The sequence below is a fragment of the Streptomyces chiangmaiensis genome, from assembly GCF_036281785.1.
Lineage (GTDB): Bacteria > Actinomycetota > Actinomycetes > Streptomycetales > Streptomycetaceae > Streptomyces > Streptomyces chiangmaiensis.
In genome coordinates this window covers 1-12745 of record NZ_JAYWVC010000108.1, presented here as the reverse complement: position 1 = coordinate 12745, position 12745 = coordinate 1, and the positions used below count along the sequence as shown (strand labels likewise).

Genomic DNA, 12745 nt, shown 5'->3' with positions numbered 1-12745 from the left:
GCCCTCTTGGTTCTGGACCCGCTCAGCCAGACCCTGCCGACGTACAAGATGCCGAGGGCTGCCTCACGGCAGCGGTCTGCCGCGTCGCCGGCGCCCGAGGCGGGCGAGTACCGCCCCGGCCGCCCCGGCGATAAGGAGCGCGAGCACGGGCGGCCGGGCCCGCTGCGGGGAGGGGGCAGGCGGCGCGGTGGCGGCGGTGAGGAAATCGTTCAGGCGCTGGAGTGCTTCGGGAACATCGAGTTCGAGGGCGAGGACGAGCCGGGCGCGGTTGGTGTCCGCCAACGTGTGGGTGAGCGCGGAAACCGTGGGGAGGGTAGGGAGCAGGATGCGCTTCAGGTCGGGCAGCACTGTCCGGGTGAGGTCGGCGAGGGTGATGTCCGGGTCGATGAGCGCGCCGGTGGATTCCAGGGTGAGCAGGGTCCGGGCGAGGAGCATGAGCTCGCGTGGGAAGACGATGCCGTGCGCCGCGCCCGCGCCGAGTTGGGCCAGCAGCAGCCGGGCCACCGAGTACTCCCGGGCCGACCGGCCGTACCAGTCCTCGACAAGGTCGGCGACGGCCCGCCGGAAGCCGGGCACGTCGGCTTCCGGGCGTCGTTCGGACAGGCGCAGCAGCTGCCCGACGGCGGTGTCGTAGTCGCCGTCCACCAGCGCCCACAGCATCAGGCCCATGCGGTGGCGTTGCCGGGGGTCCACGCGCCCGAACATGCCGAAGTCAAGGAAGGCGACCCTCTCGCCGGGCAGCACGAGCAGATTGCCGGGGTGGGGGTCGGCGTGGAACAGCCCGAACTCGAAGACCTGCCGCAGCACCGCGCGCGCACCCGTCTCGAGGACCCGCTGCGGGTCCAGCCCGGCCTGTCGCAGCTCGGCGGCCGGGGCCGGTCGGCGCCCGTGGAGGAGGTCCATGGTCAGCACCCGCCGCGTCGTCCACCGCTCGTGCACCCGGGGGATGACCACCGAGTCGTCGTCGGCGAAGTAGCTGCGCAGCGTCTGCGCGGTACTGGCCTCCCGGCGGAAGTCCAGCTCTCGCCGCGTCCACTCGGCGACCTCCTCGACGGCGTCGGCCGGGCGGAACCGGCGCGCCACCGCACTGCGCCGCTCCAGCCGCCTCGCCAGCCAGCGCAGCAGCACCAGGTCCTCCTCCACCTGCGCGTCCACCCCGGGCCGCTGCACCTTCACCGCCACCTGGGTGCCGTCGGGAAGCCGTGCCCGGTGCACCTGGGACAGGGAGGCGGCCGCGAACGGCTCCGGCTCGAACCCCGCGAACGCCTCCCGCGGCGGCCGACCGAGTTCTTCGGTGACGACCCGGGCCGCGTCCGCGGCCGGGAACGGCGGTACGTCGGCGTACAGCCCTTGCAGCGCCTCGGCGTAGGCGGCGGGCACGTAGTCGGGGCGCAGAGCAAGCATCTGCCCGGCCTTGACGAAGGTGGGCCCCAGCTCTTCCAGGACGTGGCGGGTACGCTCCGGCAGAGGCCGGTCCATGACTGCGTGGTGCTCGCAGGGCCGCAACCCCAGCGTGCACAGGGCCCGGCAGCGTGGTGACACGCAGGCCCGCAGACCGAGGGCGTCGACCAGCCAGCGGAATCCGCCCGCCCAGAGCACGGTGACGATCTCACCGACCCGGGCGGCGGCGGCCAGCGGTGCCGGGTGCCGTGGCATGGAGGTCACCTCCATCCTCTACTGGCGAGGGTCGGTCATCAGCCCGCCGGGCGCAGTTCGGCGACGCCCAGGACGTAGTCGCCGCCGATCCGGGTGCGCCACCGTTCGTCCCGGTACAGGCCGTGACGGGGCAGCTCGACCAGGAAGCCGCCGGCGGTGAACCGGTCCTCGCGGGGGTGGTCGAACAGGCGCCGGTAAGTGGGGCGGTTCAAGGCTGTGAGGGTGACCTCCTCGAAGTAGAAGCGGCCGCCCGGACGCAGCACCCGGGCCACCTCGGCAATGGCGGCGCGCCAGTCTTCGACGTGATGGATGATCGCGAGGCCGAACACCGCGTCGTAGCCGTCGTCCTCGGCCTCCAAGGCGGCCCGCAGGTCGGTCGCGGATCCCACGGCGATCCGGACCCGATCGCCGTATCCGGCCAGGCGCAGGCGGGCGGACTCGACGGCCCGGGGATCCAGGTCGACAGCATCCACCCAGGCCGCGCCGAACCGGTCAAGAATGAGCCGGGTGCCGTACCCGCTCCCGCAGCCGATCTCCACGGCCCGCCCGCCGGGGATCCGGCCACCGAGGCGGGCCAGCAGCGGTGCCTCGTAGAACCGCTGCAGCGCCCGGCGCGGGCCACTGTTGACCAGGGCGGACTCGACCTTGTCCATCAACATGCTCGTCACCTGTCTCGTGGGGTGTCGTGTCGATTGCGGTGGCCCTCGCGGTGCCGGGAGGCGCCGCTTTGTCCGAGCGCGTTCGCTCTCGTGGTCCCATTGGCGGCGGGCGGCCCCGGGTCCCAGGGGATGGTGCGGGTGAGGGGGCGGGTGTCTCGGAGGGTGAGGCGGAACCAGCAGGCCCAGCCGATCGGCTGAACGGCCCAGCTGCTGACGACGCGGTACAGGAGTGCCGCAGCGATCGCCTGGTCGGCGCGCAGGCCCTGGACGACGAGCAGAGTGCTCAGGCTGGCCTCGGCGATGCCCAGGCTGCCGGGGGTGAGGCGCAGACTGATGGAGATCTGGGCCAGCCCGTAACTGACGAGCATGCCGCGCCACGGCACACCGATGCCCAGTGCCCACAGGCAGGCGACCAGGGCAGCGGCATCGCACAGCCAGTTCAACAGGGCCAGCATGCAGGGACGGGTCCAGCCCCGGAGGCCTGGCTGGATGGACTCGGCTTGATGGAGGACGTCGGCAAGGAGATTGCCGAGTCGTTTCCCGGCTCGCCATCGGGCGGTGACGCGCCTTCCTGCATGCCGCGCGGAACGGCGCAGGCCCGATGACCGGGTGAGGCAGACGACCGACACGATGACAGCGGCGAGCACCACCGCCGTCAGCAGCACCACGGTCCGAAGCCCCGAACCGGGTCCGGCGGGGTCGGCCACCAGCGCACCGAGCGTCAGAAGCAGCGCGAGGGCCAGCACGGACAGGGCTCCCGCGACGACCAGCATCGCCGCGGCGAGTGCCAGGCCGATGTCCCGTCGGCGCAGCTGCCGGATGGCCCACGCAACGGACAGGGCGCTGCCGCCCGGCAGCGCGCCCGCCATCGCGTTCGCGGCGAACGCAAGCCCCGTCATGGTCCCCTGGCCCGGCCTTGTTTCCGCCCCGCGCAGCAGCCACCGCTGGAGGGCGGCAAGGGAGACGAACGAGGCCGCCTCGAAGGCGAGGGCGACGGCCAGCTTGGGGACACTGACGTGGGTGAGGAGGTGGGAGGTACCGGCCAGTTCGTGGCGGTGGGAGACGCCTCCGGCTACGGCAAGGGCGACAACGACGACCGTAGCGGTCCACCAGGCCCACACCTGCCACCGAGGCCGCCTGACCGCTTTCGGGTCGGTGGCGGGTTCCGCCTGCCCGGCCGGTGTGGGGTGGCCGTTGTCCGGTGGTACGGGGAGGTCGCTCATCACCCCTCGTCTTCGTGGTTGCCTGCCGACTGGGTGCTCCCGTGCCTGGGAGCGGTCAGAGGTCCGCGGGCGGCCGTCGGGACCGGGCGTGGACGGCGGCAACCGCATACGGTGGCAGGGCGCGTCATGGCGCGGCCTTCGGAGATGGGTCAGGCCGCCGGTCCTGGCCGGGGGCCGGAACGGGTGCCGCGTGCGCATGGCCAATGCGGTGTACTGCGGGTTCCTTGGCGACGGACACGCGGCGCGGCGCGATGGTCTCCCCGGTGGGGTGCGCGCTCGGGGGCTGGGCGCCCAGCAGGCCGTAGACCACCGTGCCGTCCACGGTCTCCTGCTTGAGCAGTAGATCGGCGATTTCGTCCAGTTGTGCACGGTGGTCGGTGAGCAGACCGGTGGCCCGCTGTTCGGCCTCCCGCAGCAGACGGGCGACCTCGGCGTCGATGGCGGCCTGCGTGGTCTCGGCGAAGGAACGACTGCTCATGGCTGGCCCGCCGCCGAGGAACACCGACCCGCCCTGCGGGTAGCCCACGGGGCCGAGCGCGGGCGACAGCCCGAACTCACGGACCATCTTGGTGGCCAGCTCGGTGGCTCCGGCGAGGTCGTTGGCCGCGCCGGTGGAGCCCTGGCCGAGGACCACCAGCTCTGCTGCACGGCCGCCGAGCCGTACCGAGAGGGTCTCCGTGAGATAGTCCTCGCCGTACAAGTGCCGCTCCACCAGAGGCAGTTGCTCGGTCCCTCCCAGGGCCTGCCCCGCGGGCAGGATGGTGACCTTGGCGACCGGGTCCGCGTTCGGCGACAGGGCGGCAACCAGAGCATGGCCCGCCTCGTGCACCGCGACGGCCTCCTTCTCGGCTGGGAGCAGCACGTTGGAGCCCTCGCGCCGACCGAGCAGGATCCGGTCACGGGCCGCGTCGAAGTCGCCGGCGGCCAGCACCTCGCGGCCCTCGCGTACGGCGACGATGGCGGCCTCGTTGGCCAGGTTGGCCAGGTCCGCGCCGGAGAACCCGGGCGTGCCGCGTGCAACCCTCGCCAGGTCGACGTCCTTGCCGAGGCGCTTGTCCTGGCAGTGCACCGCGAGGATCGCGGCCCGCTCGGCGGGCGTGGGCAGCGGGATGGTCACCTGCCGGTCGAACCGCCCCGGGCGTAGCAGCGCCGGGTCGAGGACCTCGGGCCGGTTGGTCGCCGCCAGCACGACGATGCCCTCCGACGCCTCGAACCCGTCCATCTCCGACAGGAGCTGGTTGAGCGTCTGCTCCCGCTTGTCGTTGGACACGATGGCGCTGGTACCGGCGCGCCGGCCGCCGAGCGCGTCGATCTCGTCGACGAACACGATGGCGGGCGCCCGCTTGCGGGCCTCGGCGAACAGGTCCCGTGCCCGTGCGGCGCCGACCCCGACGTACATCTCGACGAAGCTCGAGCCGACCACCGACAGGAACGGCACATCCGCCTCCCCTGCGACCGCGCGGGCCAGCAGGGTCTTGCCGGTCCCCGGTGGGCCGACCATCAGCACACCGCGCGGCGCCATCGCCCCGGCGCGGCGGTAGCCTTCGGGTCTGCGCAGGAAGTCGACGACCTCCGCGATCTCGGACTTGGCGCCCTCGTACCCGGCGACATCCGCGAACGTCGTCTCCGGGCGCTCGGCGTCGAACGCCTTGACCCTGGACTTGCCGACTCCGCCCAGCATGCCCTGCATGGAACCGGCTGCACCCTTCGACAGCCTGTGCCAGAACCAGATGATGAGGAGGAACGGCCCGAGCAGGAGGATCCAGGACAGCACCTGGGAGCCGAAGGACGGCGAGGCGGAGGGCGGCGAGGCTGTCACTGCCACCTTGTTCTTCTCAAGGCGGTTCAGCAGCTGGTCGCCGGCGAGCTGGACGGGGACGACGGTGGTGAAGCGGTGGCCGTTCGTGAGCGTGCCGCTCGCCTCGCCGTTGGTCTTGATGGTGACAGCCTTGACCTGGCCGCTGTCGACGTCCGCGAGGAACTTCGAGTACGTCAGGTCCATCTTCACCGGCTCGCCGGGCCGCGTCCCGGGCAGCGCCACCCACAGGCCGACGGCCAGGAGGATGGCCAGCGGCCACAGCCAGTGCCGCCAGGCGGGCGGGGGCGGCGGCGCGGTCGGCGTCGGCCGGTCGCCCGGAGGCGGCGATTCGGCCTGCTTCGTCATGGCGGACTCCGTACGGTCTCGGGCGCTCCTACGCGCCGCCGCTGATGTAGCGGTCGGGGCCGGCGTCGAACGTGGAGGCGCGCTGCCGGGAGCAGAAGGAGTAGGTGTGGCCGGCCACTTCGCGCCGCGGCCGAACGCCGAAGAAGAACCACCCCAGTGCGGTAACGGCAACGGCGGAGACGAAGACAACGATCAGGTCGGCCAGGTTCACGGCGGACACCTTCACCCTGTGTGCGAGATGGAATCCACTGTCGTCCCACCTACCCCCACCCAGTAGGGGCCCACCGTCCCCGCGCACAGGGCCACCCGGCCCATGCACTAATTCCCTTAGTGAGAGGACGGTGGCTGTAAACCGCCCCTCCCGGCGCGGTTGCAGTCCATGTCCGACTCTTCGACCCTGGGAGTGATCGCGATGATGTTCTGGTACGACCACGACATGAGCGGCTGGGGATGGTTCGGCGCCTCCCTCGGAATGCTCGTCTTCTGGGGCCTTATCATCACGGCCCTCGTCCTACTCTTCCGCGCCCTCAGCCGACCCGCGCCCGGCGGCTCACACGACGCCCCCTGGACGCCGCCGACGCCGCCCTCCGCCGAGCAACTGCTCGCCGAGCGGTTCGCACGCGGTGAGATCGACGAGGAGGAGTACCAGCGCCGTCTGCGGGTGCTGCATTCCACGGGTGCCGACCTGACCAAGCACTGACCGAGCGGGCACGTCCCGCTCCCCACCGCGGAGACCCATGCGTCGCGGACCGTCATTCCTCAGCGAGCGCAGCAGAGCGCCATGAACGAGGCTGACCATCATGCGCAGAAATGCGGCCCTCCGGCGAGGGCCAGGTTTGATCGCGTCGGGGGCGGTCGCCGCGGCCGCTCTGCTGATCCCCGTCGCCGCCTCCGGCACTGCCTGGGCGCACGGGGAGGAGAGCGACGAGTCGGCGGTCCTGGTCGAACAGGCCGTCGCACTGATCGCCAACAACGCCTACGAGGACCAGGTCTCCGAACGCATCGACAACGCCCTCATGGCCCCGCACAAGGAAGGCGTCGACCTTGCCGAGGTCCGCCAGGCACAGGACGTGATCGAGCAACCCGGCTACAGCGCGGGCGTCAGCCGTCAGGTGAAGGGCCTGCTGCTGGACTCGTTGGGCGGCAAGCTGCCCTCCGCCCCCAAGGCCGGCCGGCCCGCGACCGGTGACGAGACCGGCACGAGTGTCGTCCTCGACGAGTTCCGCCCCGCACGCGGCATCTCCGACGGCGGCGACGCCGTGCTGCTCGGCCTCGGCGTCGCCGCGATCGCCGGTGGTCTGTGGCTGTCGCGTCGCCTGCGCCCGCCGCACACCCTCCGCGAGCTGGAACACCGCGACCGCAGGCACCGGGAGGCGTCATGACCAGCCACCGGCCCGAACGCGCTGCCGCCGCCAGCCCCGATCCCACCGCAGCAGATACCGCTCGCCGCGGCAGATTCCGGCGGGCCATCGACGTCATCGACGACCGCATGGGCATCAAAGCGCTGGCCTACCCGGTGCCCGAGCACGCCAACAACCTGACCTGGAGCCTGGGTGGCCTGACCCTGGTGTCCTTCGTGACACTCCTGGTCACCGGCGTCTACCTGGCGCAGTTCTACGCTCCGACGCCGGAGGACGCCAACCAGTCGGTGCGTGACCTGGTCACCAACATCTGGCTGGGCGGCTTCGCCCGCGGCCTGCACTTCTGGGCCGCCCAGGCGATGTTCGTCATCGCCCTGCTCCATCTGCTGCGGGTGTTCTTCCACGCCTCCTACAAGAAGCCGCGCGAGGGCAACTGGCTCATCGGCAGCGCCATGCTCCTGTTCACCTTCCTCGCCGTCTTCACCGGCACCGTCATCAAGTGGGACCAGGAGGGGTACGAGGCGCTGACGCACAACCTCGACGTCGCCGAGCTGCTGGGCGGTGCAGGCATCTGGTTCACTCCGAAACTCACCGACCGCGTACCAATCGTGGAACGCCTGTACACCGCACACGCGGTGATCATCCCCGGCCTGATCCTGCTGCTCTTCGTCTGGCACGCGCTGCTCGTCAAACGGCACAAGATCTCGCCGCATCCCGGGATTCCGAAGCCGGAGGAGGAGGTCCCCGAACCGTTCACCGCGCACTTGAAGCGGGTGGGCGCCTTCGGCCTCGTCCTGCTGGGCGTGCTGTCGATCCTGGCCGTCGTCCTGCCGCCGGTGCTCGGCCCGACCCCGGTCGCGGGGATCGAGATCACCAGGCCGCTGTGGATGTTCTGGTGGTTCTTCCCCATGGAGGAGTGGTTCGGAGTCGCCTCGATCGTCTACGTCATCGTCGGCGTCTTCGGCCTGATCTTCCTGGTGCCCTTCCTCGACCGCAGCCCGCACCGCCTGTGGCGGCAACGCAAGATCGCCATGGCCGTTGCAACGGCGTTGCTACTAAGCATCCTGGCTGTCACTGTCGAGGTGTGGATCAACAACCCGAAGGGCCACTGATGAACACCGCCAGTCGTACACCCCGAGGAGCCGGTGTCGACGTCCGCCGCGCACAGCGGTGGTTCTGGGCGCTGACCGTCCTGGCCGTGCTCGCGACGGGCGCGCTCTACCAGGGGCTGCGCTCGGCACCCGGCGCCGGTACCGGCGTCCTGGTCCTGATCAGCGGGCTGGTGCTGGTCGCGTCTGTCGTCCAGGCGGCCCGCATCCTCACCGTGCTCGCCGGTCCGCCGCGCCTGCGCCTGCGTGCGCCCGGACGGCGTACGACCACGGCACACGCCTCGGGCACCCGTCCGTCGAAGGAGAAATGACCGTGCACGACCACCACGCGGACCACAGCGGCCACTCAGAGCCGCGGCCCGCACAGCCACCCAAGGAGCGCAGCACCGCGGTTCTGGACGTGCGGGGCCTGAGTTGGGCCTCCCAGCAGAGCACCGTCACCGCGGTCCTGAGGCGGCGGCCGGGCGTGCTCGATGTGGAGGCCAACCCCGTGGCGCAGACGGCGACGGTGGTGTTCGACCCACGGCGCACGTCCCTGGCCGAGCTGCGGCACTGGGTGGAGGAGTGCGGCTACCACTGCGCGGGGCAGTCCGTTCCGGCCCACGTGTGCGACCCGATGGCCGAGCCTGATCCGCCCACGCTCACCGCATCGGCGCCGAGCGAGCACGCGGCCCATGCGGGAACGACGGAGGTGCCACCCGAGCACATCGCCGAACCCCACCCTCACGAGGCCCACGTCCACGTCCACGGACCCGGCACCTCCGAGGACCGCGCCCGCCTCGAGCACGCCGAGTCGATGCCCTCGCCCCACGAGATGATGGGCCACGGGGGACACGGAGGCATGTCGATGGCCGCCATGGTCGCCGACATGCGCAACCGCTTCCTGGTCGCCGCGCTCTTCTCGATCCCCATCGTGATCTGGTCACCGATCGGGAAGGACGTCTTCCACCTGGACGTGCCCGTCCCCTTCGGACTGCGCCAGGACGTATGGGCCCTGCTGCTGAGCCTGCCGGTCATCTTCTACTCGTGCACGATCTTCTTCGACGGCGCCATACGCGCCCTGCGCGCCCGCACCCTGGACATGATGGTGCTGGTCGCGGTCGCCGTGGGCTCGGGTTGGCTGTACTCCCTGATCGTCACCCTCACTGGCGGCGGTGACGTCTTCTACGAGGCCGCCACCGTGCTGGCCTCCTTCGTCCTGCTCGGCCACTGGTTCGAAATGCGCGCCCGGGGCGGCGCCAACGACGCCATCCGCACCCTCCTCGACCTGGCCCCGCCCAAGGCGCTCGTGCTACGCGACGGCGAACCGGTCGAAGTGCCGACCGCCGAGATACAGGTCGGTGACCCACTGCTGGTCCGCCCCGGCGCGAAGATCGCCGTCGACGGCGTCGTCGAGGAGGGCACCAGCGAGGTCGACGAGTCCATGGTCACCGGCGAGAGCCTGCCGGTGCACAAGGAGCCCGGTGCGCAGGTCGTCGGCGCCACCATCAACGCCAACGGCACCCTGCGGGTGCGCGCGACCAAGGTCGGCTCCGACACCGCCCTGGCCCAGATCGTCAAACTGGTCCAGCAGGCCCAGAACTCCAAGGCGCCCGGGCAGCGGCTGGCCGACCGGGCGGCGTTCTGGCTGGTCTTCGTAGCCCTGATCGGCGGGGCCGTGACGCTGGTCGCTTGGCTGCTGGCGGGTCACTCGCTGGGGGACGCGATGCTGTTCGCGATCACCGTCGTGGTGATCACCTGCCCGGACGCACTGGGACTGGCCACTCCCACCGCGATCATGGTGGGTACCGGGCTCGGCGCGAAACGGGGCGTGCTGTTCAAGAACGCGATGGGCCTGGAGACTTCCGCTCGTACCCAGACCGTCGTCATGGACAAGACCGGCACGCTCACCAAGGGCGAGCCGGAGGTGACCGACGTCGTCACGGCCACCGACGTGACCAACGAACAACTGCAGCGTCTCGTCGCGGCGGTGGAGCGGGAATCCGAACACCCCCTCGCCGAAGCCATCGTACGGAACGCCGAGGCATCGGGGCTCGCCACTGAGCGTGCGGAGGGTTTCGAGAACGTTCCTGGCCACGGGGCAATCGCCCGGGTGTCGGGCCACAGGGTCGTGGTCGGCAACCGCCGCCTGGCCGAGCGTGAGGGCATCGATCTCGCCGAACTGGCCGGGAAGCGGGACGAGATGGCCGCCACCGGTCGCACCGTCGTGATCGCCGCGGTAGACGGCCGCGCCGCCGGTCTGATCGGCATCGCGGACGCGCCCCGGGAGACCTCGGCCGCCGCTGTGAAGGAGCTGCACGCCCTCGGTGTCGAGGTGGTCATGCTCACCGGCGACAACCAGGCCACCGCCGAGCGGATCGCCGAGCAGTTGGGGATCGACACCGTCATCGCCGAAGTCCTGCCCGGCGACAAGGCTGCCAAGGTCGCCGAATTGCAGGCGTCCGGCCGCAAGGTGGCGATGGTCGGCGACGGCGTCAACGACGCCCCCGCCCTCGCCCAGGCCGATCTCGGCATTGCCATCGGCGCGGGCACCGACGTCGCCATCGAGACCGCCGACCTGGTCCTCATGCGCTCCGATCCGCTGGACGTGCCCACCGCCCTGCGCATCGGCCGCGGCACACTGCGCAAGATGCGCCAGAACCTCGGCTGGGCCATCGGGTACAACGCCCTCGCCCTGCCCATCGCCGCCGGCGTCTTCGAACCGGCCTTCGGCCTGGTCCTGCGCCCGGAGATCGCCGCGCTGTCCATGTCCGGCTCCAGCTTCATCGTCGCCGTCAACGCCCTGTCGCTGAAGGGACTCAGGCTGCCTGGCACGGCCCCGGCCCCTGCCTCGACCCCACGGGAGACCGCCGCCTCCGCTGTCGACGAGCCCGCCCAGCCCGCCGCCTGACGGCAACCCGTACCCCATCCCTCCCTCCCCCGGAGCGCCCGAGATAACCGACAGCTATACCGGTACGACGACGCAGCCCCGCGCCCCGCCTCAGATCCCGTCGCGGTCCGCCCCGTGGCAGCGGGGGTGCCAGCATGACCAGTGCACCCACACCTCGCCCGAAGGACCTCACCGAGCCGCCGGTGCGGGGTGCGGACCGGGATGTGGACCGAGCCCTCGATAAAGCCGCCGCCCGGTCGCGCCCGCTGGATGTCCAGGAGGACGCATGAGTACCTTGCGCGCGCCGGGGAACCCGCCCCAGCTGCCGCGCCGATCAGAAAAGAGCCACCATCATGCGTTACGACCGCACCGTGCACCTCGACACCGACTTCGCCACCACCGTGGGCCGGGTCCGCGACGCCCTCGCCGAGCAGGGCTTCGGCATCCTCACCGAGATCGACGTCACCGCCACCCTGAAGGCCAAGCTCGACCAAAACATGGAGAACTACGTGATCCTCGGCGCCTGCAACCCGCAGCTCGCCCACCGCGCCCTGGAGACCGACCGCACCATCGGCCTGCTGCTGCCCTGCAACGTCGTGGTGCGCACCGACGGCGACCGCACCGCCGTACAGGTCCTCGACCCGAACACGATGGTCACCCTCACCCAACTCGACGCCCTGCACCCGGTCGCCGAGGAGGCCACCCGCCGCCTCAACGCCGCTCTCGCCTCACTCACCGCACCCGCCGCAGGCGCCTGACACCAGGGCCGCGGTGCGGTCCGCGCCGGTCGCCCGCGCCTGGTCGATCAAGGAGGCGGCGTACTCGGCAGCGTCGCCGGCCGCTCGGCCAGCGACGGCAGGTCTCGCTGCTGAGACGAGGGCGACTTGATCAAGCAGACGGTCGCAGACTGACGGCACATCGGAGTTCCCGTAGCGGACGACGACTTGGCAAGGTCACAACGATGCCGGGTCTTGACTTTGGCGCGGTCAACGGGGTTTGCCAGCTTTGCTGCGGCGCATGGCGAGGCTGCCGAGGACATGGAGCAGGATGATTGCCAGGACGGCTCCGATGACCCGGTGCGTCCCCGGACCGGACGCCAGTAGAAGTCCGCCCAGGCCCAGGTGGACGGCCACGACCAACGCGATGACGGCTATGAGGCCGAGCGCCGCCCGGCTTCGTGGACGGGACACGGCTTTCTCGGCCGGGGCGGGCGCAGCGGTGGCGGGATCATCGAGCTGGTGATCGGCGGCTCCGGCCTTTTGCCAAGTGACCTGCAGCGCATCGCGCTTGCCGATCTTCTGCAGCCGTCCCGCAATCAGATGCTGGATACGCTGGAGGCTGTCCTGGTCGGCGGCTTCGACGCGCAGTGTCAGCGAGTCGGGGCCGGCCTGTAGGGTGCACCGGCCCCAGCCGAGGTCGATGCTCCCGTGTGTGTCGGACCATTCGACGGGCTGGATCTGGGGTGGTGCCTTGCCGTTGTGATGTAGGTCGGCCCAGCGGCGCATGTGGCCGCCCGTCTCCCTGGGGTGCTTGCACAGCTGTGTCAGGTACCGGCTCGGGCGGTCGGTCCGGATGTGGGCCTCGGTGATCAGCATGAAGGGCCGTTTCGGGGGTGCGGTGAGGGTTGCACGGTGTCTCAATGCGGGAGCAGGCGGCTAGCTAGTGCGGCGACCGGAAAGGTTCGCCGGCTCGCGACGCCCGGCA

13 protein-coding genes are annotated in these 12745 nt (G+C 71.0%); 7 read left to right on the top strand and 6 right to left on the bottom strand.

The annotated features are described in order from the left end of the window. Positions 1 to 63: 63 nt before the first annotated feature. The 5 genes from VXC91_RS26400 to VXC91_RS26380 all read right to left on the bottom strand — a co-directional run bounded on the left by VXC91_RS26400 (position 64) and on the right by VXC91_RS26380 (position 5913). Complete coding sequence (locus VXC91_RS26400) at positions 64 to 1656, bottom strand: ABC1 kinase family protein (RefSeq protein WP_329509832.1); 1593 nt, start codon at positions 1654 to 1656, stop codon at positions 64 to 66. 38 nt (positions 1657 to 1694) lie between these two features. Further along, positions 1695 to 2315, bottom strand: coding sequence for a class I SAM-dependent methyltransferase (locus VXC91_RS26395; RefSeq protein ID WP_329509831.1), 621 nt, complete (start codon positions 2313 to 2315; stop codon positions 1695 to 1697). A gap of 5 nt (positions 2316 to 2320) precedes the next feature. Next, positions 2321 to 3538, bottom strand: a complete 1218-nt coding sequence (locus VXC91_RS26390; RefSeq protein ID WP_329509830.1) for a lysylphosphatidylglycerol synthase transmembrane domain-containing protein — start codon at positions 3536 to 3538, stop codon at positions 2321 to 2323. Between the two features lie 124 nt (positions 3539 to 3662). Next, on the bottom strand, positions 3663 to 5702 hold the full coding sequence (gene ftsH, locus VXC91_RS26385) for an ATP-dependent zinc metalloprotease FtsH (protein WP_329509829.1): 2040 nt from the start codon (positions 5700 to 5702) through the stop codon (positions 3663 to 3665). 28 nt (positions 5703 to 5730) lie between these two features. Next, a complete protein-coding gene (locus VXC91_RS26380) occupies positions 5731 to 5913 on the bottom strand; it encodes a hypothetical protein (protein WP_329509828.1) in 183 nt (60 codons plus the stop codon). Between the two features lie 168 nt (positions 5914 to 6081). On the opposite strand from VXC91_RS26380, the gene VXC91_RS26375 reads away from it, so the two are divergent. The 7 genes from VXC91_RS26375 to VXC91_RS26345 all read left to right on the top strand — a co-directional run bounded on the left by VXC91_RS26375 (position 6082) and on the right by VXC91_RS26345 (position 11799). Next, positions 6082 to 6402 (top strand): SHOCT domain-containing protein, encoded by a 321-nt coding sequence (locus VXC91_RS26375; protein WP_408057477.1) that lies wholly within the window; start codon positions 6082 to 6084, stop codon positions 6400 to 6402. Positions 6403 to 6538: 136 nt separating this feature from the next. Beyond that, complete coding sequence (locus VXC91_RS26370) at positions 6539 to 7084, top strand: hypothetical protein (protein WP_329509827.1); 546 nt, start codon at positions 6539 to 6541, stop codon at positions 7082 to 7084. Then, on the top strand, positions 7081 to 8175 hold the full coding sequence (locus VXC91_RS26365; protein ID WP_329509826.1) for a cytochrome b: 1095 nt from the start codon (positions 7081 to 7083) through the stop codon (positions 8173 to 8175). Before VXC91_RS26370 ends, VXC91_RS26365 begins: the two co-directional genes overlap by 4 nt. Beyond that, positions 8175 to 8483, top strand: coding sequence for a hypothetical protein (locus VXC91_RS26360; RefSeq protein WP_329509825.1), 309 nt, complete (start codon positions 8175 to 8177; stop codon positions 8481 to 8483). Before VXC91_RS26365 ends, VXC91_RS26360 begins: the two co-directional genes overlap by 1 nt. Next, positions 8480 to 11062, top strand: a complete 2583-nt coding sequence (locus VXC91_RS26355; protein WP_329509824.1) for a heavy metal translocating P-type ATPase — start codon at positions 8480 to 8482, stop codon at positions 11060 to 11062. The genes VXC91_RS26360 and VXC91_RS26355 overlap by 4 nt, the downstream gene beginning before the upstream one ends. Positions 11063 to 11196: 134 nt before the next feature. Continuing rightward, positions 11197 to 11331: a hypothetical protein gene (locus VXC91_RS26350; protein ID WP_329509823.1), complete on the top strand. Its 135-nt coding sequence runs from the start codon at positions 11197 to 11199 to the stop codon at positions 11329 to 11331. Between the two features lie 63 nt (positions 11332 to 11394). Continuing rightward, complete coding sequence (locus VXC91_RS26345; RefSeq protein WP_329509822.1) at positions 11395 to 11799, top strand: DUF302 domain-containing protein; 405 nt, start codon at positions 11395 to 11397, stop codon at positions 11797 to 11799. A gap of 228 nt (positions 11800 to 12027) precedes the next feature. Here the strand turns inward: VXC91_RS26345 and VXC91_RS26340 are convergent, their stop codons facing one another. Next, on the bottom strand, positions 12028 to 12636 hold the full coding sequence (locus VXC91_RS26340; RefSeq protein ID WP_329509821.1) for a DUF2218 domain-containing protein: 609 nt from the start codon (positions 12634 to 12636) through the stop codon (positions 12028 to 12030). Positions 12637 to 12745 lie beyond the last annotated feature (109 nt).